Consider the following 21,474-nt stretch of genomic DNA (forward strand, 5'->3'; position numbering starts at 1 on the left):
TTGCCCTCCATATCGGGCAAGCCTTCCGCGCTACGCGCTCAAAATAGCTGAGGCACCACCACCGGCCACGCGCTCAAAGTAGGTGAGGCACGCCGCGATCAAACTTCGCTTAGCCTATCCTGGGTATCATGTCAACCTGAGATGCCCAGATGCTGGAACGCTGTCGCCGCCAGGGCCGGCCGACGTCGCGGGAATCCCTGCGGGATCGCAGCGTCGCGGCCACCGACCACTAACCTGTTGATGACGAACCTGTTGATGACGAACCTGTCGATGACGAACCTGTCGATGACGAACCTGTCGATGACGAGATGAGGAGGGGCCCCTGTGACGAGTGCATCGACCGATCCCGACGCGGCATTCCTGGGGACCACCGAGTTCTTGGACTGGCACCACGACAATGTCCAGCGCTTCACCCAGGCGGCGGTTGGCGATAGCACCGATCCGGTGACAAGAGCCCAACGACTTTTCCGTGCGGTCCGTGACAACGTCTGGTACGACCCCTACAGCGCCGACGACGATCGCGGCCACTACCGCGCCAGCTACGTCGCGACCGCGGCGAGCGCCTACTGCGTCCCCAAGGCGGTCCTGCTCACCGCGGCTGCTCGCGCCGCGGGTATCCCCGCTCGGCTCGGGTTCGCCGACGTGCGCAACCACCTGCAAACCGACACGCTGCGAAACCGGATGGGCGGCACCGACGTGTTCGTCTACCACGGCTACAGCGAACTGTTCGTCAACGACCGTTGGGTCAAGGCGACACCGGCGTTCAACGCCGAACTGTGCGCCCGATTCGGCGTCCCGCCGATCGATTTCGACGGTGAACACGACGCGCTGCTGCACGCCTTCGACAGCGAGGGCCACCAGCACATGGAATACCTCCACGACCGCGGCTGGTACCACGACCTGCCCTTCGCCGAGATCGTCACCGAGCTCCGGCAGCGCTACGGTCCGCTGCTGCGGCCACCTTCGACCGAGCGCGACACCTTCACCAAATAGACTGCTGAGCAATAGAATTGACTACGAACCGAAAGGGCTGCGCCCGCAACCGCCGCCGGTGCCGACGGCGTCAGCAGCGCCAGACGATGAGCGGGATGTCAATCTCGGCGGGTGTGGCCGCGCCGTGAAAAGCGATGAGCCGAGCCGTTTGCGGAGGCTCGTGGGCGGTCGCCAGGACGGCCAGGTCGCCGGCACAGACCACCACGACGTCGCCGACCCGCGCCGCATGGCGGGGATCGACCGGTCCGAACATGCCCGTGGACGCGGCCTCCGCGCGGCTGTGCACGCTGGCGCGGTCACCCAGGATCTCGGCCCAGGCCGCCTGCACGTCGGCCGCGGCGCCCGGTTCGGTGTGCAGGTAGCGCACCCGCGGCTCGCCGGCGACCACCCGCAGCCCTGCGGACAGGCGTGGGTCGGCGTCGAGGTCGATGCGGGCATCCGGCGAGACGTTGAGCCCGCCGTGGTCGGCGGTCACCAGCAGCACGGCATCGGCGGGCATCGCCTCGACCAGCCGGGTCAGCAACGCATCGACGCGGGTCGCCGCCTCGTGCCAGCCGGGTGAACCGATGCCGAACACGTGGGCCGCGGTGTCGAGGTCGGCGGTGTAGCCGTAGGCGAGGCCCGGCGCCGATGCCAGCGCGGCGGTCACCGCCGCGGCGTAGTCGTCGTCCGGAAGGGTCGCGACGAAACGCGCCCCGCGGTAGGCCGCGTCGGTCAGGCCGCTGCCGAGAAACGCTGCGGGCAGCACGACGCGTGCCGCGACGCCGGCGCGCTCGAGGCGGGCAAACCAGGTCGGCAACGGCTGCCAGGCGGCCGGCGGCGGGGCATCGCGCCAGTGGATGTGGTTGACCACCTGGTCGGCGCCCGGAACCTTGAGGGTGAAGCCCAGGATGCCGTGTTCGCCGGGGCGCGCGCCGGTGCCCAGGGACACCAGGCTGGTCGGCGTGGTCGACGGAAACGTGCACGCCAGCCGGGTGAGCCGCCCGGACCCACCGCCCAGCACCGAGGCCAGCAGCGGCGCGCTGGCGGCCAGCTCCGGCATCAGGTGCCAGCCCAGCCCGTCGACCAGCACCACCAGCACGCGCTCGACGCGGTCGGCCCCGACGGCCTCCGTCAGCGCGAGGGCGTCGGCCCCACCGGGCACACCGAGCAGCGCGGCCGCAGCGGGCAGCACCTCGCAGAGGGAACCGGTCACGACAACCACGTTAGACGTGCGCGAGCCGCCGGCCGGTCACCTCCAGCTGGCGGTCCGTGCCCTCGGCCAGCGCCCGGACCTGCGCGGGCCGCAGCCGCCCGCACAGCCTGCCCCAGTGCACCGCGACCTCGTCGCCGACGGCCACGTCGGGCACCGCGCTGTACCCGTCGGCCCAGATGTCGAGGGAATACGCCGACGGCTCGGCCAGCGCCAGCAACCGGCCGTCCCAGGCCAGTGCGCGGCGCGACAGCTCCACGGCGTCGCCGTCACGGGAAACCACGGTGCCCCAACTGATGCGGCAGTTGTCGAGCACGCTCAGCGGGTGCTCGCCACGGCCCAGGAACCGTGTCCAGGGATACACGCCCAACACGTGGAAGCAGTGGTTGGGTGCCGCTTCGGAGGCCAGGCCGGGGGTCAGATGCGACCAGTAGCGGCCCGCCTGCGGCCCGATGATGTCCAGCAGCGCGGCAAGGAATTCGGCCGAGTCCACGCCGGCGCCGACACCACCGCCGAGCCAATAGGATTCGACGAGCCGGTGATCGAGCGGGTCGGTGATCCCGGTCAGGGCCGACAGGACGCGCAGATAGGGCCACGCCCCGGAGAACCGCGCCGCCGCGGCGCGCACCTGCGCGACGGAGCCGTCGCGCAGGGTGGCGCCCAGCGGAGGGCCGCAGTAGCCCAGCGCGTTGGGGGCATAGGCGTAGCGGGCGAACATCTCCACGCCGTCGCCGGAGCCGGGAGCATCGGGCGTCACGTGCGTCCCGCGAGCTTCACAGCGTCACGGTGCATGCGCCCGAAGTTGTAGTAGGCCGCGCAGGCCCCCTCGGGGGACACCATGCATGTCCCGATCGGGGTTTCCGGGGTGCATGCGGTGCCGAAAACCTTGCATTCCCAGGGCTTGAGCACACCTTTGAGGACCTCGCCGCACTGGCAGGCCTTGGGGTCGGCCACGCGCACGCCGGGCATCGCGAAGCGCAGCTCGGCGTCGAAGGCGGCGAAGTCGTCGTGCAGCCGCAGTGCGCTCTGCGAGATGAACCCCAGACCTCGCCACTCGAAGTGGGGGCGCAACGCGAACACCGTGCCCAGCAGCGCCAGCGCCGCCGGATTCCCGTGTTCGGGGACGACGCGCTTGTACTGGTTTTCCACCTCGCAGCGTCCCTCGCGGATCTGGGTCAGCAGCATCGCGACCGCGGCCAGGATGTCGATCGGCTCGAAGCCCGCCACCACCAACGGTTTTCGGTAGACATCCGGCACGAAGCGGTAGGGCCGGTTGCCCACGACGGTCGAGACGTGGCCGGGGCCGATGAAGCCGGACAGCCGCAGATCGGGCGACTCGAGGATCGCCTTGATGGGCGGCACGATCGTGACGTGGTTGCAGAACACGGTGAAGTTGCCTACGCCCAGCTCGCGGGCGCGCACCAGCGTGACCGCGGTCGACGGCGCGGTGGTCTCGAAACCGATGGCGAAGAAGATCACCTGCTTGTCCGGGTTGTCGATCGCGATCTTCAGCGCGTCCAGCGGCGAATAGACGAAGCGCACGTCGGCGCCCTTGGCCTTGGCATCCAGCAGGCTTCCGCCCGAGCCCGGGACGCGCATCATGTCCCCGAAGCAGGTGAAGATCACGCCGGGCTGGGAGGCCAGCCACATCGCATCGTCGATGCGGCCCATCGGGATCACGCACACCGGGCAGCCCGGCCCGTGCACCAGTTCGACGTTGCCGGGCAGCAGGTGCTCGATACCGTGCCGATAGATGGTGTGGGTGTGTCCGCCGCACACCTCCATGAACTTGAACTTCTCGCCGTCGCCGGCCAGGCACGCCAACCTTTCAATGGCGGCGAGCAGCTTGCGGGCCGCCGCCGGGTCGCGAAATTCGTCGACGAATTTCATTTCGCCTCCTCAGATTATCGCTGACGAGTCGAAGGCTTCCAGCTCCGTGCTGTAGGCGTCGCCGAGCTTCTGGATGGCGGCCAGGGTGAGCAGTGCCTCGGACTCGTCGATCTTGGCCATCGCGAACCCGACGTGGACCAGCACCCAGTCGTCGGGGGCGGGCAGGTCGTCTTCGAGCAGGCGCACGCTGATCGTGCGCTGCACCCCGCTGACGTCGACCTTCGCCAGATAGTCTGCAGCGTCGGTGATCTCGACGATCCGAGCCGGAATACCAAGGCACATCGCATGTTCTCCTCTCGGCAGATACGGCTCTCAGCAGATACGGCTCTCAACAGATTCGGGGCAGCGGGTCCCCGACGAGCATGTCGACGATCCGGGTGCCGCCGAACCCGGTGCGCAGTACCACGGTCTCGCCCGGCTCGGCGATGATCTCCCCGACCTCGGCGGCTTGGGCCCCCAGTGGATGCGACCGCAGGGCGGCGAGCCCGCCGGCCGCCTGCTCGGGGGCGACGACCGCGACGAGCTTGCCTTCGTTGGCGACGTAGAGCGGGTCGATGCCGAGCAACTCGCAGGCGCCGTTGACCGTGGGCGCCACGGGCAGTCGCTCCTCGTCGAGCAGCACGCCCAGCCCGCAGGCCTGCGCAAGCTCGTTGCACACGGTGCCCACCCCGCCGCGGGTCGCATCGCGCAGCCAGCGGGTGGCCGGGGCCGCCGCCATGAGCAACTCCACCAGGGGGCTGAGCGAGGCGGTGTCCGAACAGATGTCGGCCTCGATGGCCAGGTCGCCCCGGGCCAGCATCACGGCCATGCCGTGATCGCCCATCGGGCCCGACAGCAGCACCTTGTCGCCGACGCGCACCGACGCCGGCGACAGCGCGCGCCCGGCGGGAACGACGCCGGCCCCGGTGGTGGTGACGAACAGCCCGTCGGCGGCGCCCCTGGGTACCACCTTGGTGTCGCCGGTGACGATCTGCACGCCGGCGTCCGCCGCGGCGGAGGCCATGTCGGCGACGATCTCCTTGAGCTCGGCGATGCCGAATCCTTCTTCCAGGACGAACGCCGCCGAGATCCACGACGGCACCGCACCGGCCACTGCCAGGTCGTTGCAGGTGCCGTGGACGGCCAGCGTGCCGATCGAGCCGCCCGGAAAGCGCAGGGGCTGCACTACGAACGAGTCGGTGGACATCGCGATCCGCTCGCCGCTGGGCAGGGTGAGTACCGCACCGTCGCCGAGCGGCTCCAGCGCCGGGTTGCGGAACGCCTCCACGAACACCGCGTCGACGAGTGCCGCCGATGCCTTGCCGCCCGCTCCGTGTGCCAGGGTCACCTGGTCGTCGAGCAGTCTGGGGCGGCGCCGCCGGAACGACTCGATGCGCTCGATCACCTCACCCTCGGCGAAGTGCGGCCCCGGCGAGAGGTGTTCGCCGCCCGCCGGCGTGTTCATGCGGCCCCCACATCGGCTGCCACATCTGGGTCGCCGGACCGTTCGTGGGTGGCCGACCACAGCGAATAGCCGAGCAGCGCCTGGGCCTCCTGAATGCGGTGCACGCACTGCGAGCGCACGACGAAGCAGCAATCGACATCCGCATTGTCCACGAAGGCCCCGCCGTCGTAGCCGGCGAAGCCGACGGTGTAGAGGCCGCGCCGCCGGGCCTCGGCCAGCGCGGTGAGCAGGTTCGGCGAATTGCCGCTGGTCGACATCGCGATCGCGATGTCGCCGGCCCTCGCGTGGGCGATCAACTGGCGCGCGAACACCAGCTCGAACCCGACGTCGTTGCCCAGCGCGGTCAGAATGGCCGGGTCGGCCGTCAGGGACCAGGCCGCAAGGGGCCGCCCGATGGGCGGCCGGGCGAACAACTGCGCCAGGGTGGTGGAATCGGTGCAGCTGCCGCCGTTTCCGAAGGTGAACAGCCGTCCGCCGGCCGCGAAGCGGCGGGCCAGCTCGGCGGCGGCGCGGTCCAACAGGTCCGCGTTGGCGTGCAGTGTCGCGCGCCGCAACGCCAGGCTTTCGGCGGCTTTGGCCTGCGCGGAGGCGGCCAGGTCGGCGAGCAGGGAGGCCGGGTCGTTCGCCCCGGAAGCCGGCCCGTCGATGAACGGGTACAGGAAGTTGGTCGGCTCGTCAGTCATCGTCCTGCCCGTCGCGCTCGTCGTCGTCGAGGCGGCTGATCGCCGTCCCGGCGTGCAGCACCACCAGATCCCCGGCGGCAACCGGTTCGACGAGCGTCGTCGCCACGGTCTCCACGCCCCGCGCGGTGCGCACCGGGGCCAGCCCGTCGACGGGCGCGGCCACCACCTCACCGAGGCGGCCCTCGTCACCGCACGTCACGCAGACCGCCTCGGCGCGTTCGGGTGCCAGCAGGTTCGAGTGCTCGAAACACACGTGCGTCAGCTCCCACAGCAGGTGGTAGAACAGCACGAACCCACCGGTCGCGGGCACGCACGGGTCGGGGTCGTCGAGCCACAGCACGTGGTCGGCCGCACCGGCCGCCGGTCGTCGGCCGCTGCCGATCCAGATCGTGCTCGCGCCCCACGCCGGGGCGCGGCGCAGCACCGACCGGACCCGCGCGTCGTCGGTGCGCGACACCGCGACCACGATGTCGCCGGGCCGCACCGAGACCCGCGAGAGGTCGACGATGTCCGGTCCGGTCAGGGCCACCGCGGGCAGCGCGCGCTTGCCCATGATCACCGGGTGGACGAACTCGACCGCAATGTGCAGCGCGTGTGGTTCCCACGACGGCGCGATCGACCACATCGTGGCGCCCGCGGCGAACCGCCTGGCCAGGGTCAATGCGGTGGCGGCCAGGTCCCCGGCCAGCTCCGCGCCGAGCCCGCGATCGACCGCCGTGGCGGGGTCGGCGGTCACGGCCCGCCCTCCTCGAGCGCGATCAGCATCGAGATCGCGGCCTGCCCGAGCGCCAGCCCGCCGTCGTTGGGCGGAACCGCGCGGTGGGTCAGCACCTCGAACCCGTTGCGTTGCAACCGGGTACGGCAGGCGCGCAACAGCAGCACGTTCTGGAACACGCCGCCGGTGAGGCCCACGAGCCGGGTCGGGCCGGCGATGAGGCCGACCGCCGTGGCGACCGCGTGCGCGACCGCCCGGTGAAACGACGCGGCCAGCAGCGCCGGCGGGGTGCCGGCGGAAAGCGCCGAGACCAGCGTCTGCATCAGGGGGGTGGGGTCGATCAGCCCGTCGGCCCGTACCGCCAGGCGCAGCGACGGCCCGGGCGCGGCGCCGGCGGACTCGGCCAGCGCTTCGAGTTCGACGGCGGCCTGGCCCTCGTAGTCGATCCGGTGCCGCACGCCTAGCAGCGAGGCGACGGCGTCGAAAAGCCGGCCCATGCTCGAGCACGGCACGCATGCCGTGCCGGTCTCCAGTTGCGAACGGACGAGCGCTAATTCCGGCGCACTCGCCGCCGCGACCGGTGCCAGGTCCGGGGCCCAGTCGAGGTCGGCCGCCCACAACTGGGCCAGCGCCATCCGCCACGGGTTGCGCACCGCGGCGTCGCCGCCGGGCAGCGGCACCGGCAGCAGGTGGGCGGCCCGCACGAAGCGGTGGCTGTCGCGGCCGAGCCGCAGGATCTCGCCGCCCCAGATGGTGTGGTCGCAGCCGTAGCCGGTGCCGTCGAACGCGACCCCGATGATGGGTTCGCCGATGCGCCCGTGCTCGGCCAGCAGCGACACCACGTGGGCGTGATGGTGCTGGACCAGGTCCAGCGGTCGGTCGCCCGCGTGGCGTTCCGCCCAGGCGCGGGTGTGATACGCCGGGTGCAGGTCTGCGGCCACACGCGCCGGGGCGCTGCGTATCTCGCTGAGCTGTCCGACCGTGCGGTCGAACGCGCGCAGTGTCTCCCAGGTGCCCATGTCGCCGATGTGCCCGGACAGGTAGGCGCGGGACCCGTCGGTGAGGCAGCAGGTGTTCTTCAGTTCCCCGCCGACGGCCAGCACCGCGGGGCCCCGGTGGCCGAGGTCCACCGGCAGCGGCGCATAGCCGCGGGAGCGCCGGATGGGCAGCTCCGCGGCCCCCGCTTCGTCTCGGACGACGCGCACCACCGAGTCGTCGCACGGCACGTGGATGGGCCGGTTGTGGTCGAGCACGGCGTCGCACAGGGCGGGAAGCCGCTGTGCGGCATCGGCGGCGGTGAAGCAGAGGGGCTCATCGCAGCGATTGGCGCTGGTCAGCACCAACGCGTCGGGCACGCGCGCGCCGGCCCCGGGGACGGGCGCCAGCAGCAGGTGGTGGATCGGGGAGTACGGCAGCATCAGCCCGAGCAGCGGGCTGCCGGGCGCGACCGCGCCGGCGACCGGCGCGCCGGCCCGGCGCGGGAGTAGCACGATCGGTGCGGCCGGGCCCGAGAGCGCGGCGGCCTCGTCGTCACCGATCGGGGCGTAGCGGCGCGCGACGTCGAGGTCGCGGACCAGGATCGCGAAAGGCTTGGCGCCCCGGGCTTTCCGGGTTCGCAGCGCCGTCACCGCCCGCTGGTCGTCGGCGAGGCAGGCCAGGTGGTAGCCGCCGATGCCCTTGACGGCCACCACCGCGCCGCCGGCCAGCGCGCGTTGGGTGGCGGCCAGCGCGGCGTCTGTTCCGTCGACCCGGCCTTCGGATGAGGATGGGTGCGCGCAGAACCACAGCGAGGGGCCGCAATCGGGGCACGCGATGGGCTGTGCGTGGAACCGCCGATCGGCGGGATCGGCGTATTCGCCGGCGCACCGCGCGCACATCGCGAACGCGGACATCGTGGTCGCGGGGCGGTCGTAGGGCAGTGTGCGGATGATGGTGTGGCGCGGGCCGCAGTTGGTACACGTGATGAACGGGTGGCGGTGGCGTCGGTCGCCGGGGTCGAACAACTCGGCCACACAATCGTCGCAGACCGCGATATCGGGCGGGATCGGCGTCCTGGCACCGGCAGCCACCTCGCTGGCGGCGATGGCGAACCCGCGGACGGTGTCGGTGTTGGCGATGGCGTCGATTTCGACGGCGCAGATGGTGCTGATGCGCGCCAGCGGCGGGGCTTCGGCGCGCAGCCGGCGCCTGAACTCCCGCACGTGCGCGGGGTGACCTTGCACCTCCAGGAAGACCGCACCCGAGTCGTTGCCGACGAATCCGGCCAGTCCGAGTTCGGTGGCCAGACGATGGACGAAGGGACGGAAGCCGACCCCCTGGACGACACCGTTCACCGTGAGGCGCTGCCGCACCTGGGTGCCGGGCGGGCCGGATCGCAGCATCAGGGAGGGCCCGGTCATCTCAACCGCCCTGCGCGCCGGATCCCGGGTCGCCACCGCCGCGGCCCATCAGCTCCAGGCCGGCCATCGCCTGGTCGGCCCCGGCGCGGTCGGTCTTCTCCACGACGAAGCCCAGGTGAATGATCACCCAGTCGCCGGGGGCGAACGTCTCCTCGGGCAGCATGCCGACGTTGACGCGACGCTGCTCGCCGGCGACGTCGACCAGCGCGAGCTGTCCCGCGTAGCCGTTCAGCATGCCGATCACCCGGCCGGGTATCCCCAGACACATGCTCAACGCTCCCAAGGCACCGAAGACACCGGAGTTCGCAGCGCCGCGACGATGTCGGCGACCGCCCGGGCCGCTCGCGCAACAGCATTGGCGACGGGTTCGCTCAGGCCGATCCTCTCGGCGACGCTGTCCGCTTCGCACCCCACCACCACCGTGTAGGGCGGGCTGCCGCCCAGCGCGCGCAGACTGGCGAACACCGCCGCCGGGTCCATGCCGTGCGCGTCCACCGCTGCCGCTTCGGCCGGTGCGTCGTGGTCGGCCTGGAACACGTGCAGGGTGCCCGGGCTGCCACGGTTCGGTATCACGTCGACGAGAACCAGCGTGTCCCAGCCGTCGAGCAGGTCGTAGGCCAGGTGCATTCCCCCGATGCCATAGTCGACGACGCGAAGACCCGGGTCGTCGCGCGGGATCTCGTTGTGGCGGACCACTGCCGAGCCGAATCCGTCATCCCCCAGGAAGATGTTGCCGACGCCGGCCACCAGGATGCGCGCTGTCATCACAGTGCCCGACCGGCTACATCTGCCTCAGTTTGAGGTAGCGGCGGGCATCCGGCAGTGACATCATCCCCATTGCCACCGCGGCCGTGGCCACCAGCGCGATGATGGCGAGGAAGATCCACCCTAGAACTGCCATGTCGAACTCCTTTCTGTGCTGCTGTTCTCCGCCTCCAGCGGCTCGATTTCGTCGGGGGAGAAGTACAGATAGCGCCCGTACCAGTCGTGCAGGTCGGCGGCCGGATCGTCGTCGACGACCACCCCGACGTGCGTGTTGCCCTCGACGTCTTCATGCACCGACGTGACGCGGGCGGTCTTACCGGCCACGAAGATGTCCTGGGCGTCGGCGTTGCGGTTCGGGTGCAGCCGGACCCGACTGCCGCGCGCCACCCGGATCCCGTTCACCGGCACCGCATCGATGTCGGGGCGGACGGCGCCGTCGGCCTGCGGGTCCCACCAGTCGGCACCCTCGGGGATCCCGGGCACCAGCCCCGCGGGCGCGTGCGGATCGCGCAGCACACCGTGCAGGCGCGCCATCGCCGCGGGCGACATGGCATCGCAGCGGTCGATGATCTGCGCGGCCCGCGGGTCGGTGGCGCGGGCCTGCGCCTTCTCCTCGTCGGTCATCGTCATCACGCGCAGGGTGAGGATCTCGTCGATCTCGGTGCAGTCGTACAGGGCGGTGTTGCTCTGATCGGCAACCTCGGGATGGTCGTAGAGGATGATCGGGGAGATCAGCAACACGTCGCAGGTGCCCGGTGGGCCGGCCAGCACGGGGAAGCAGCGGTGCCGACCGCACCGCGACACCGCGGCGGCAGCGTCGGGGGGCGGTTCCAGCAGCGAGACGAACTTTCCGCCGGCCACGTCGGCGATCAGGTGGGTTCCGATCATGGACCGCGCGATCGCGTCGGCCTTGTCGGCGGCGCCGGCGCCGGTGTTGGCCACCCGCACCGAGACCCGACGCAGGTCCCCGTCCGGCCGGGCGGTCACCGTCAGCTCGCCGCGCACGTCCCGGCGTCTACGGACCAGCCGCCCGCCGTCCAGCGGTTCGATGTCGGTTGCCGCATGCGCCACCAGCGGAAGGATCCGTGATCGGCCGTCCAATGCGATAGGGCCGAAGGGCCTCTCACACTCGATCGCCTCGTCCCAGGTGAGCCACGACCCGGCTGGCGTGGTCAGCTCGTCGACGGGCACGAAGTCGCCGCCCCCGACGTCGCGTTCGGCGCGGCGGTGCTGCAGCTGCAGGAACCGCACCACCACAGTGATCGCCTGCGCCCCGTCGACCAGGAAGTCCGCCGCCATGGCGTCGTCCTCGCCGAGGCCGGAGTCCACGGCACCGGGCGGTCCCAGAACCCCGAACTGCCACCGCGACTGGTTCTTGCCGGACGTCCCGCGGTAGGGGTAGAGCAGGTAGCCCTCGTAGAGCACCGCGTCGGCGACGGGGCGGGCCCGGGCCCGCGCCGAGGTTTCGGGTGCGCTCACCGCGCGGCCTCCTTCTCGGCGTCCAGCAGCGAGGCGACCGCACGGTCGAGGTCGAGCAGTCCCTGTGCGGCCTTGTAGCGGGCCAGCGCGGCGACGGTTTCGTGGCTCAGCCGCACCCAGCCGGTGTCGGGGTAGTGCTGCGCGATCAGCGCGCGCCACACCGCGGCGGGCATGTCGTAACGGCATTCGCAGTCCCACGGCACCTGCTGAACCGAGAACCCGCGGTCGGAATTGACGAAAATTGTTCCACTGAACAGGAATTGGAGGGGAATTGCCCCGGCCTGCAGGGCGTGCACGTATTTGGCGGCCGTCACTTCGAAGTCGTAGGTGCATTCCAGCGGAAGCGTCACCGTCGTGTGCCCGGCGAATCCCGGCACCATCGCGGCGCAATGCTGCCACAGGAACGTGCGCTGGGTGTTGGCCCAGCGCTCGCGGCCGCCGAACAGGTCGAGCAGTCCGGCGGCCTCGTCGTCGGAGTAGGAGCGCCGGAGCGGTTCGATGCGGACCTGGCAGCGCAGCGCGATGGCGTGCACCGCGCCGGTGTGACCGGCCGGGCCGCCGGCGGTGATGCCGATGCGCGCGGTGAGCACCGGCGTGACGCTGTACGGCTCGGGCGCCACGTCGTGAACCGCGAACGCCATGTCGATCGGCTGCCCGGTCATCGCGGCCTCGCCACGGCGCGGGCGGCGAGTCGGGCGAAGAAGTCGTCGATGAACGCACGCGCGTGCTGTCCGCCGTCGAAACCCCGCCACAGCATGCGCAGGCGCCCGACGAACTCGTAGCAGGCGTCGATCGGGACCAGGAAGCTCTGCGGCTCAGCAGTTTCGGGCCCGTCCTCGACCCGGACCAGCAATGCTTCCACGTCGTCGACCGCCAGCCTCGCCCGCGGGTCCGCGCCCGCGAGGGCGGTCCAGGCGTCCAGGTCGAGCTCGGACTCGCACGCGCCGGCCGGGCCGGGGTAGAAGGCGACGGTGCGCCCGAGGGCGGAGTTGGTGAAGAAGAACGCCACGCCGACCGGGATCTGCAGCGCTTCCCAGGTCCGGCGGTCCAGCGCGAAACCCGGGAAGGCGAGGTACCGATCGGGCACCGCCCGGTAGCGCAGCTCGGCCGCAGTGTCGCTGAACAGCAGGTAGCACGCGCGGCACACGCACATCAGTTGCCGCGCGGCCACGCTCACCACGTGCTGGTGTTCGTCGGCGATCGGCTCCGCGCACATCTCACAGCGCTCGCCGCCGTCTTCGGGGAGCGGCCGGTCGGCGCTGATGCGGGCCAGCACGTCGTAGGGGCTGGTCATATGCCGGCCCCCAGCGGTTCGCCCCGCAGCGCCACTGACAGCGCACCGTCGCGAAGCAGCACCGGAATCGGTTGCAGGTGGGTGCCGTTGGTGCCGGCGCCGGCGTGGACGGCGTCGAATTCGGTCGTGCAGCGCGGGCATTCCAGCATCCTCGCGTGCAGCCGCGCGCCGGCGAGCGTGTCGTCGCACACCGGGCAGTGATCCCGGTAGGCGAACAACCGATCGCCGACCCGGCAGGCCAGCAACGTGGTGCCGTCGACGGAGAAACCTGCCACCTCGCCGGGGGCCAGCTCGGCCAGTTCGGGCGCCCGACGCCAGACCGTCGCGCCGGTGCCTCGCGAACGGACTTGGGCCAGCAGGGATTCAGCGGGGATCGTGCCGGCGGCGGGTTCGGCCGCCGCCACCTCGATCGTGCAGATCTCCGGCGCGGCGGTCAGGACCGCATCCTGGACCGCGAGCTCCAGCGTCACCGCCGAGGACGGGCAGCTCTTGCAGCTGCCCGTGAAGGCCAGGCGCACGGTGTCGCCGTCGATTCCGATCAGCTCGACGTCACCGCCGTGCGAGCCCAGATACGGGCGGACCCGGTCCAGCGCGTCGCAGACCCGGCGCCGCACGTCGTGCGGGTGCAGCCCGTGCACCAGGAGCAGGCTGGCCACCAGGTCGTCGGTGGCCAGCCGTTCGGCGAACCCGGGGTCGCCGGCCAAACCCATGATCCGCGCCAGCCCGGCTCCGTACAGCTCGACCACCTCGCGCACCAGCAACTGGGCGCGGTCATACGCGGCCGCCCCACCCGCCGCGCAGGAATCCAGCAGTGTCTGGATCCGATCACCCGCGCTGCGCCACTGCGCGTCGTTCTCGGAGAGTTCAGAGGTGGTTCCCGGGCGATCCGGTGTTGTCATTCCGCGGGTCTACTCCATTGATGGTGATGACCCGCTGCGCCCGGCTTCGCCGAGCTTGCGATCATCACCGCCGGCGGGTGACTGCGTGGGCGTGTGCAGTCTTTCCAGCGTCTTGCCCTTGCCCAGGTACATGTGCACACCGCAGGGCAGGCACGGGTCGAAGCTGCGCACCGTGCGCATGACATCGATGCCCTTGAAGTCCTCCCTGCCGTTCTCCTCGAAGATCGGCTGACCCTGCACCGCGTCCTCGTAGGGTCCCGGAGTGCCGTAGCTGTCGCGCGGGTTGGCGTTCCACGGGGTCGGCGGATACGGGTGGTAGTTGGCGATCTTGCCGTCCCGGATCACCAGGTGATGGCTGAGCACCCCGCGCACCGCCTCGGTGAAGCCGCAGCCGATGCCCTCGTCGGGCACCTCGAAGCGCTCCCAGGTCTTGGTGCGCCCGGCGCGGATCTCGGCGAGCGCCTTCTCGGCGAAGTGCAGCGCGCACGCCGCCGCGTAGGCCTGGAAGTAGGTGCGCGCCCGGTCGCGCTCGATCGTGTTGCTGCCGTACTTGGGAATCTGCCATTCGAACTCGACCGGTCCCTTCAGGGCGGTCTTGGGCAGGTTGATCTTGACGCTGGTGCCCGTCGCCTTGACGTAGCCGATGTCGACCAGCCCGGCCAGCGCGGTCGCCCACAGCCGGGCCAGCGGACCGCCACCGGTGTCCAGCGCCAAGTGGTCGCGGCCGTCGAACCAGCGCGGCGACATCACCCAGCTGTACTTGCCGCCGTCCATGTCGCGCTTTTGCGGGTGCGGGTTGGTGTGCTGGTTCCACGGGTGGCGCCGGTCCACGGCGTTACCCAGCGGGTCGGTGTGTACGAACATCTCCTGTTCGGTCCAGTCGTCATAGTAGGAGCTGCCCAACAGGATCCGGATTCCCAGGTTGATGTCCACCAGCGAGTGGGTGACGAGCTTGCCGTCGACCACCACTCCCGGGGTGACGAACATCGCGTTGCCCCAGCGCTCCATGTCCTTGTATTCGAAGTTGCACACCTCGGGGTCCTGGAAGGAGCCCCAACAGCCGAGCAGGGTCCGGCGCAGCCCGACCTTCTCGTATCCGGGCAGCGCGTCGTAGAAGAAGTCGAACAGGTCGTCGTGCATCGGCACGACCTTCTTCATGAACTCGACATAGCGCATCAGCCGTGTCATGTAGTCGGTCATCAGCTGGACCGTCGCGACGGTGCCGACCCCACCGGGATACAGCGTCGACGGGTGCACGTGGCGTCCCTCCATGAGGCAGAACATCTCTCGCGTGTACCGGGACACCTGCAGCGCCTCGCGGTAGAACTCGCCGCTGAACGGGTTGAGCGAGCGCATGATGTCGGCGATCGTCTTGTACCCGTGCGCATCGGCGTGCGGCGCCGCCGTCTTCTCGGCCTGGGCGAGCACGCTCGGGTTCGTCTCGGCCACCATCTTCTCGCAGAAGTCCACGCCGACCAGATTCTCCTGGAAGATGTTGTGGTCGAACATGTATTCCGCGGCCTCGCCGAGGTTGACGATCCACTCGCCCAGATGCGGCGGCTTGACGCCGTAGGCCATGTTCTGCGCGTAGCACGAACAGGTGGCGTGGTTGTCGCCGCAGATGCCGCAGATGCGGCTGGTGATGAAGTGCGCGTCGCGGGGATCCTTGCCCTTCATGAAGATCGAGTAGCCGCGGAAGATCGACGACGTGCTGTGGCACTCGACGACTTCTCTGTTCTCGAAGTCGATCTTGGTGTAGATGCCGAGGCTGCCGACGATGCGGGTGATCGGATCCCAGGCCATCTCGACGAGCTGGCCGGGCTCCCGCTGGGCGGTGGTCGGTTCGGGGACGATAGTGGTCATCGATCTCTCCGTCTGCGGTGGTGATGCCGCGGTGAGGATGGAGCGTCCGGCTTACCGGGCGCCTACCAGGTTCGCTGCGCTCCGGTGGTGAGGTGGTTGCCGTTGTGCCGCCAGCGCGGCTCTTTGTCGACCGTGCGAGCGGTGATACCGCGCAGATTGCGAATCACGGTCCCGTACAGACCCACCGCCGCGCTCGAGATCTTGCCGCCGGGCGGTTCGTCCATGAACGGCATGAACTTGTCCGGGAAGCCTGGCATGGTGCACCCGATGCAGATGCCGCCGACGTTCGGGCAACCCCCGACGCCGTTGATCCACCCGCGCTTGGGCACGTTGCATTTGACGACCGGACCCCAACAGCCAAGTTTGACAATGCATTTCGGTGATCCGTACTCGTTCGCGAAGTCGCCCTGCTCGTAGTATCCGGCCCGGTCGCAGCCCTCGTGCACGGTCCGTCCGAACAGCCACGCCGGGCGCAACGCGTCGTCGAGCGGGATCATCGGGGCCTGGCCGGTCGCCATGTAGAGCAGGTAGGTCAGTGTCTCCGCCAGGTTGTCCGGGTGGATCGGGCAGCCGGGAACGCACACGATCGGAATGCCGGCCTTGCTCTTCCAGTCCCAGCCGAGGTAGTCGGGAACGCCCATCGCCCCGGTCGGATTGCCCGCCATCGCGTGGATGCCGCCGTAGGTCGCGCAGGTCCCGACGGCGACGACCGCGGTGGCCTTGGGTGTCAACCGGTCGAGCCACTCACTGGTGATCATCGGCTGGCCGGTGGCCGGGTCGTTGCCGAAGCCGCACCAGTAGCCCTCGTCCTTGATCTTCTCGTTGGGGATCGAGCCCTCGACGACCAGCACGAAGGGTTCCAGTTCGCCGCGGTCGGCCTTGAAGAACCACGCGAGGAAGTCGTCGGCCCCTCCGGCGGGGCCGCATTCGAAATCGATCAGCGGCCAGTGCACGGCGACCTTCGGTAGGCCCGGGAGTGCCCCGAGGGCGATCTCCTCGACGCTGGGCTGGGTGGCGGCGGTCAACGCCACTGAATCGCCGTCACAACTCAGGCCCGCGTTGATCCAGAGAACGTGGATCAGCGTTTCTTCCGCTTTGACTGCCGCTTTTGTTGGCATGCTGCAGCTTTCCGGGGCAGCCCTGGCCCCTGCGCCGCAGGAGTCGACCGTCGGCCCACTTGCACAGCGCTGGTTCTGGGTCTACTCCCGCCGGTGGGCCTTGTCAACGGTTACCGAGAGCGGCTCAACAACCACAGCGTGCATAATCCCGGGATCAGGCGGAAAACGCAGGGCAACGGCAGGTTTGGCCGTTCGCCGCCGGCGCCGCATGCCAGGGGGCCGGCCAGGAGCCGGGGATTTCCGGCATCCGGTGTCGGTAGCCGGGCGCCGCAGTTCAGACCGGCGGCGTGCCGGCGAACCGCCGCAGCCAGCCGAACCACGCACCCAGGCCGGCGCCGGTGCGGGCACTGACGGGCAGGATCGGCGCCGTCGCGTTGACCTGGCGAACGTGGCGCACGTAGGTGTCGACGTCGACGTCCAAATGCGGCACCAGGTCAATCTTGTTGAGCAGCAACACATCCACCGAGCGAAACATCACGGGATACTTCAACGGCTTGTCCTCGCCTTCCGTCACGGAGTAGACCATGGCCTTGGCGTGCTCGCCGACGTCGAACTCGGCCGGACAGACCAGGTTGCCGACGTTCTCGATGATCACCAGATCCAGCAGTTCCAGGTCGAGGCCGGGCAGTGCGCGATTGACCATCGGCGCGTCGAGATGGCATTCGCCCCCAAATCCGTTGCTGGTGTTCAGCAGTGACACCTGGGCGCCGCGGCCGCTGAGCTTGGCCGCGTCCAGGTCGGTGGCGATGTCGCCTTCGATCACCCCGATCGCGATCTCACCGGCCAGCGCGTCCAGCGTGGCCTGCAGGACGGTCGTTTTGCCCGATCCCGGTGAGCTCATCAGGTTGAGGGTGCGGATCCCATGGCTTTCGAACGCCGCCCGGTTGGCGCCGGCGAGTACGTCGTTCTCCGCGAAGATCGACTCGAGCACCTCGACGCGCTGCCGGCCCGTCCCGTAGTGGCTGTGATCGCCGTGGTCGCCGTGGTCGTCGTGGTCGTGGTCGTGGTCGTGGTCGTGGTCGTGGTCGTGGTCGTGGTTGGTTCCGTCGTCGTGCCGGTGGAATCTACCCATGGTCAGCGCGATTCATTGCGAGACGTCCCCTTCGCGAGACGTCCCCTTCACGAGACGTCCCCTTCACGAGACGTCCCCTTCACGAGACGTCCAATGACGTCACCAGGAATTCGTTTCCGCGCACCACCTCGACGTCGCAACTGTCGCAGCGTGGGCACCAGATCGACCACGCCGAGGTGATCTCGGACCGCTGACCGCACGCGTGGCAGCAGACCTCGGCGGTGACGCACTCGAGTTCCAGTTCGGCGTCCGGCATGTCCTCGGCGTCCCGGACGAGCGTCCAGCAGAACGACAGCGACTCCGGCACCACCTGGCGCAGGGCGCCGATGCGCACCCGCACCACGTCCACCTGGCGGCCGTCGGCATGCGTCTTGGCCACGCCGGCGATCGCCTCGCAGAGCGAGAGCTCATGCACCGCGGATCACCGGCGCCCGCGCGCCGCCGAGGAGCCCATGGCACCGTTGTACACCCCAACCGCGGTTTTCCGGGAGGGTCGTGGAGGCCTACGACGTGCGCTGGGCCCCGACGGGAGGGGAACTCCACTTCTCTTCGATGCGGCCGTAGCGCCAGACGACCAGGGCGACGGCCCAGGTGACGACGAACATGCCGACGACGCAGTAGCCGACCGCATTGAGGTCAAGCCCGCCGATCCATTCCCAGAACGGGCCGTGCCAGCCGAATTGGCCGGCGAAGAGCCCCAGCAGTTCCACGCTGCCGATGAGCAGTGCCACGACCACCGACAGCGCGGTGATGGTGATGTTGTAGTAGATCTTGCGCACCGGATTGGAGAACGCCCAGCCGTAGGCGAAGTTCATGAACGAGCCGTCGACGGTGTCCAACAGGCACATGCCGGCGGCGAACAGCACCGGCAGGCACAGGATGGCGTACCACGGTAGGCCCGACGCCGCGCTGGTGCTGGCCAGCACCAGCAGCGCGATCTCGGTGGCGGTGTCGAAGCCGAGCCCGAACAACAACCCGATCGGGTACGCGTGCCACGACTGGGTGATCGATCTGGTGAACCGCCCCAGCAGGCGGTTGATCAGTCCCCGGTTGTCCAGCTGCCGTTCCAGCTCCGCTGCGTCCGTGTCGGGGTCGTAGCGGCCGCGGCGCAGCTTGGCGAACACCCGCAGGATACCCATGAGGATGACGATGTTGACTGCGGCGATCAGGTAGAGGAACGCGCCGGAGACGCTGGTCCCGATCAGGCCCGTGTAGTGGTGCAGCGTCGCCGAATCGTGCTCGACCGGGCCCACGAGCGCCTTGATCCCGCTGGTCAGCAACACCGCCAGCGCGAAGACAACCGAGGAGTGGCCCAGGGAGAAGAAGAAGCCGACTGCAAGGGGGCGCTGCCCGTCGTTCATCAGCTTGCGGGTGGTGTTGTCGATTGCGGCGATGTGATCAGCGTCGAAGGCGTGCCGCATGCCCAAGGTGTAGGCCGTGACACCGATGCCGATACCGAAGGCCTTGCCGCCCACGCTGAGCTGCGCGGGCTCGACCAGGAATACCAGGGTCAGCCAGCCGATCAGGTGCAGTGCGACGATGAACGCCGACATCGATCCCAGCCGCCACCACTCCGCCGCGGTCAGGGCGCTGCGAATCCTGGCCTTCCACGGCGGTCGCCCGTTGCGTTGGGCATTGGACACTGGAATCCTTCCGGCTTCGGGCAGGCGGCAACATCGGGCAGGCGGCAACATCGGGCAGGCGGCAACCGGCCCGACTTTAAGCAGCCTGGCGTCCTGGATGCAAGTCACTTGCAGGAGGTGTCGCACCGCGCCGCACCGAGGCGAAACTGGCGCTCTCGCGGATCCGGGGCAACACTGGACGGGTGACCTGTGATCGGTCCGTCCTGGATCCCGCCGCCACCGAACGAATCGGTGACTTCCTTCGCGCCCGCGGGCTGCGGCGGATGGCGTCACGCATCCAGGTGCTGGCGGTGCTCGAGCCCGTCCACGGGCATTTGCCGGTCGCCGACATCCACAAGCGGGTGCGCGAGTGTGTGCCGCCCGGCACCCACGTGCCCGACCTGGCGACCATCTACCGCACGGTCACCACGTTGGTCGACCAAGGGGTGTTGCACGCGTTGACCCTTGACAGCGGCGTCACCACGTACGGGCTGGCCACCGCCCCCCACCACCACGCGGTCTGCACCCGGTGTGGCTCGATCATCGAGGTGCCCGCCGATCAGCTGAGTTCGGCGCTCGAGCAGGCCATGGCGGGCAGTTCGTTCGCGCTCTCCGAGCGGGCCGGCCTGACCCTGCGCGGGCTGTGCCCGAAGTGCCAGGCCGGCGAGCCCGCGCCGCATCCGCGCGGACCCTCGACGCACTGAACTCGGCACCGGCCCGGCAGCGCGTTCGCAAGAACCTCCGTGGCAGTCGGCCCGAAGCTCTTCGCCTCGAGGATCGACGATTCCTGCGGGCCGGCGACGATGATCCTTCCCCTACGCGGATGCTCACCGACGTTCTCACGACCGTCGCCCCGAGGCCGCAGCATCGGTGTTGTCGGCGTCGAGGTAGTCGTCGAGCCACCGGTCGAGCCGGCGATAGGCCTGTGCGCGCGGCTGCGCCAGGGACAGGAACACGTCGTGTTTGGCGTCGGCCACCGGCACGACGGTGGAATGGTTCCCGACGCAGCCGGCCCACCGGGCGATCTGGTTGACGTCGAGAACCGCGTCACCGCGCTGCATCGCCGCCGGGTCGCGGCATTCGGCGACGCTGTGGTCCGAGCGCAGGATCAGGTTGGGCACGCCGACGTCGAGCCCGCGGTGCAGGCGCGCCTGGCCGCGGCGGACGGCGTGCAGCCAGCCGAACGTGATCGGGAAGCCGCCCAACGGTTTCCACCGCAGGTCGTAGTCGAACTCGCCGTGATAGTCCCGGTGCAGGGTGGTGCCGTAACCGCCCACGCCCGACGGCCGGGCCACCCCTTTGGCCCGCACCCGCGACAGCGCGGCGAACACCGCCGAGGCCACCGGCAGGCGCAGGACGGCCGGGCCGTGCAGGTCCAGGAACGGGCTGTTGAGTACCAGGCCGCCGATGTCGGCGTGCGCGGCGTCGTCGCGTCGCCGCAACCGGTCCAGCCACAACGGCGCGATGAGGCCGCCGGCGGAGTGGGCGTACACCAGGATTGTGACGGGGCGCTCCCGCTCGGTGATCACCGACAGGGCCTCGCCGAGCTCGGCGTCGTAGCGGTCCAGATGGGTGACGAAGTGCGGGGTCTGGCCGTCGCGGCGCGATCGGCCGCACTTACGCAGGTCCAGCGCGTAGAACGTGAAGCCGCGGTCGGCGAAGTGATCCGCCAGGGCGGTGTGAAAGAAGTAGTCGGTGTAGCCGTGCACCGCCAGCACCGCATGAGAAGCGTCGTCGCCCGGTGGCCCGCCGCGCCGGACCAGCGTGGCGACGATCTCGCCCTCGCCGTCGGGATCGGGCCCCAGCGGCAGGGTGCGCTGCCAGTAGCCGGGCAGGACGTCGGGCACCCAGCCAGTCACCTTGCCAGCTTAAAGCGCGGCCAGCTTGAAGCGAGGCCAGCTTGAAGCGAGGCCAGCTTGAAGCGCGGCCAGCTCAAAGCGAGGCCAGCTTGAAGCGCGGTCACGACGCGTGGCCGCAGGGAGGTGCACGTCTTGGGGTCGTCACCGGTCGATAGCCTGGGCATCGGCACAACCGAGGGAAGGATCG

Annotated in this window: 23 protein-coding genes; 2 read left to right on the forward strand and 21 right to left on the reverse strand. The window is 69.9% G+C overall.

Annotated elements, in window-relative coordinates; all coding sequences use genetic code 11:
- Nucleotides 1-324: 324 nt before the first annotated feature.
- Nucleotides 325-993, forward strand: a complete 669-nt coding sequence (locus ACOJVU_RS06080; RefSeq protein WP_421528946.1) for a transglutaminase-like domain-containing protein — start codon at nucleotides 325-327, stop codon at nucleotides 991-993.
- 70 nt (nucleotides 994-1,063) lie between these two features.
- Here the strand turns inward: ACOJVU_RS06080 and ACOJVU_RS06085 are convergent, their stop codons facing one another.
- From ACOJVU_RS06085 to ACOJVU_RS06180, 20 genes are all read right to left on the reverse strand, one after another.
- The gene (locus tag ACOJVU_RS06085) at nucleotides 1,064-2,188 is read right to left on the reverse strand and encodes an alkaline phosphatase family protein (protein ID WP_421528947.1); all 1,125 of its coding nucleotides are present in this window, start codon (nucleotides 2,186-2,188) and stop codon (nucleotides 1,064-1,066) included.
- Nucleotides 2,189-2,198: 10 nt separating this feature from the next.
- Nucleotides 2,199-2,942 (reverse strand): DUF6390 family protein, encoded by a 744-nt coding sequence (locus ACOJVU_RS06090; protein ID WP_421528948.1) that lies wholly within the window; start codon nucleotides 2,940-2,942, stop codon nucleotides 2,199-2,201.
- The gene (gene hypD / locus ACOJVU_RS06095) at nucleotides 2,939-4,075 is read right to left on the reverse strand and encodes a hydrogenase formation protein HypD (protein WP_421528949.1); all 1,137 of its coding nucleotides are present in this window, start codon (nucleotides 4,073-4,075) and stop codon (nucleotides 2,939-2,941) included. Before hypD ends, ACOJVU_RS06090 begins: the two co-directional genes overlap by 4 nt.
- A 9-nt stretch (nucleotides 4,076-4,084) precedes the next feature.
- The gene (locus ACOJVU_RS06100; protein ID WP_421528950.1) at nucleotides 4,085-4,357 is read right to left on the reverse strand and encodes a HypC/HybG/HupF family hydrogenase formation chaperone; all 273 of its coding nucleotides are present in this window, start codon (nucleotides 4,355-4,357) and stop codon (nucleotides 4,085-4,087) included.
- A 46-nt stretch (nucleotides 4,358-4,403) separates the two neighbouring features.
- On the reverse strand, nucleotides 4,404-5,519 hold the full coding sequence (hypE, locus tag ACOJVU_RS06105; protein ID WP_421528951.1) for a hydrogenase expression/formation protein HypE: 1,116 nt from the start codon (nucleotides 5,517-5,519) through the stop codon (nucleotides 4,404-4,406).
- Nucleotides 5,516-6,202: a D-sedoheptulose-7-phosphate isomerase gene (locus ACOJVU_RS06110; protein WP_421528952.1), complete on the reverse strand. Its 687-nt coding sequence runs from the start codon at nucleotides 6,200-6,202 to the stop codon at nucleotides 5,516-5,518. The genes hypE and ACOJVU_RS06110 overlap by 4 nt, the downstream gene beginning before the upstream one ends.
- Nucleotides 6,195-6,938: a HypC/HybG/HupF family hydrogenase formation chaperone gene (locus ACOJVU_RS06115; protein ID WP_421528953.1), complete on the reverse strand. Its 744-nt coding sequence runs from the start codon at nucleotides 6,936-6,938 to the stop codon at nucleotides 6,195-6,197. The genes ACOJVU_RS06110 and ACOJVU_RS06115 overlap by 8 nt, the downstream gene beginning before the upstream one ends.
- On the reverse strand, nucleotides 6,935-9,316 hold the full coding sequence (gene hypF, locus ACOJVU_RS06120; protein WP_421528954.1) for a carbamoyltransferase HypF: 2,382 nt from the start codon (nucleotides 9,314-9,316) through the stop codon (nucleotides 6,935-6,937). The genes ACOJVU_RS06115 and hypF overlap by 4 nt, the downstream gene beginning before the upstream one ends.
- Nucleotide 9,317: 1 nt before the next feature.
- Complete coding sequence (locus ACOJVU_RS06125) at nucleotides 9,318-9,584, reverse strand: HypC/HybG/HupF family hydrogenase formation chaperone (protein ID WP_421528980.1); 267 nt, start codon at nucleotides 9,582-9,584, stop codon at nucleotides 9,318-9,320.
- A gap of 2 nt (nucleotides 9,585-9,586) precedes the next feature.
- A complete protein-coding gene (locus ACOJVU_RS06130; protein WP_421528955.1) occupies nucleotides 9,587-10,081 on the reverse strand; it encodes a hydrogenase maturation protease in 495 nt (164 codons plus the stop codon).
- A gap of 16 nt (nucleotides 10,082-10,097) precedes the next feature.
- Nucleotides 10,098-10,217 (reverse strand): DUF6893 family small protein, encoded by a 120-nt coding sequence (locus ACOJVU_RS06135; protein WP_421528956.1) that lies wholly within the window; start codon nucleotides 10,215-10,217, stop codon nucleotides 10,098-10,100.
- The gene (locus ACOJVU_RS06140; protein WP_421528957.1) at nucleotides 10,205-11,560 is read right to left on the reverse strand and encodes a hypothetical protein; all 1,356 of its coding nucleotides are present in this window, start codon (nucleotides 11,558-11,560) and stop codon (nucleotides 10,205-10,207) included. Before ACOJVU_RS06140 ends, ACOJVU_RS06135 begins: the two co-directional genes overlap by 13 nt.
- Nucleotides 11,557-12,222: a DUF6084 family protein gene (locus tag ACOJVU_RS06145; RefSeq protein ID WP_421528958.1), complete on the reverse strand. Its 666-nt coding sequence runs from the start codon at nucleotides 12,220-12,222 to the stop codon at nucleotides 11,557-11,559. Before ACOJVU_RS06145 ends, ACOJVU_RS06140 begins: the two co-directional genes overlap by 4 nt.
- Nucleotides 12,219-12,854, reverse strand: a complete 636-nt coding sequence (locus ACOJVU_RS06150) for a DUF5947 family protein (protein ID WP_421528959.1) — start codon at nucleotides 12,852-12,854, stop codon at nucleotides 12,219-12,221. The genes ACOJVU_RS06145 and ACOJVU_RS06150 overlap by 4 nt, the downstream gene beginning before the upstream one ends.
- Nucleotides 12,851-13,753 carry a NifU family protein gene (locus tag ACOJVU_RS06155; protein WP_421528960.1) on the reverse strand — a complete coding sequence of 301 codons (903 nt, stop codon included), beginning with the start codon at nucleotides 13,751-13,753 and terminating at the stop codon, nucleotides 12,851-12,853. Before ACOJVU_RS06155 ends, ACOJVU_RS06150 begins: the two co-directional genes overlap by 4 nt.
- A 9-nt stretch (nucleotides 13,754-13,762) precedes the next feature.
- Nucleotides 13,763-15,616 carry a nickel-dependent hydrogenase large subunit gene (locus tag ACOJVU_RS06160; RefSeq protein WP_421528961.1) on the reverse strand — a complete coding sequence of 618 codons (1,854 nt, stop codon included), beginning with the start codon at nucleotides 15,614-15,616 and terminating at the stop codon, nucleotides 13,763-13,765.
- A gap of 62 nt (nucleotides 15,617-15,678) precedes the next feature.
- On the reverse strand, nucleotides 15,679-16,734 hold the full coding sequence (locus ACOJVU_RS06165) for a hydrogenase expression protein HypE (RefSeq protein WP_421528962.1): 1,056 nt from the start codon (nucleotides 16,732-16,734) through the stop codon (nucleotides 15,679-15,681).
- A gap of 274 nt (nucleotides 16,735-17,008) precedes the next feature.
- Complete coding sequence (gene hypB / locus ACOJVU_RS06170) at nucleotides 17,009-17,806, reverse strand: hydrogenase nickel incorporation protein HypB (RefSeq protein WP_421528963.1); 798 nt, start codon at nucleotides 17,804-17,806, stop codon at nucleotides 17,009-17,011.
- A 79-nt stretch (nucleotides 17,807-17,885) separates the two neighbouring features.
- A complete protein-coding gene (locus tag ACOJVU_RS06175; protein ID WP_421528964.1) occupies nucleotides 17,886-18,221 on the reverse strand; it encodes a hydrogenase maturation nickel metallochaperone HypA in 336 nt (111 codons plus the stop codon).
- An 88-nt stretch (nucleotides 18,222-18,309) separates the two neighbouring features.
- On the reverse strand, nucleotides 18,310-19,449 hold the full coding sequence (locus ACOJVU_RS06180; RefSeq protein ID WP_421528965.1) for a HoxN/HupN/NixA family nickel/cobalt transporter: 1,140 nt from the start codon (nucleotides 19,447-19,449) through the stop codon (nucleotides 18,310-18,312).
- Between the two features lie 182 nt (nucleotides 19,450-19,631).
- Between ACOJVU_RS06180 and ACOJVU_RS06185 the strand changes: the two genes are divergently transcribed.
- Nucleotides 19,632-20,132: a Fur family transcriptional regulator gene (locus ACOJVU_RS06185; protein WP_421528966.1), complete on the forward strand. Its 501-nt coding sequence runs from the start codon at nucleotides 19,632-19,634 to the stop codon at nucleotides 20,130-20,132.
- A 135-nt stretch (nucleotides 20,133-20,267) separates the two neighbouring features.
- Here ACOJVU_RS06185 and ACOJVU_RS06190 read toward each other — a convergent pair whose 3' ends face one another.
- Nucleotides 20,268-21,287 carry an alpha/beta hydrolase gene (locus ACOJVU_RS06190; protein ID WP_421528967.1) on the reverse strand — a complete coding sequence of 340 codons (1,020 nt, stop codon included), beginning with the start codon at nucleotides 21,285-21,287 and terminating at the stop codon, nucleotides 20,268-20,270.
- Nucleotides 21,288-21,474: the final 187 nt, after the last annotated feature.

The organism is Mycobacterium sp. THU-M104, assembly GCF_049197365.1.
Classification (GTDB): domain Bacteria; phylum Actinomycetota; class Actinomycetes; order Mycobacteriales; family Mycobacteriaceae; genus Mycobacterium.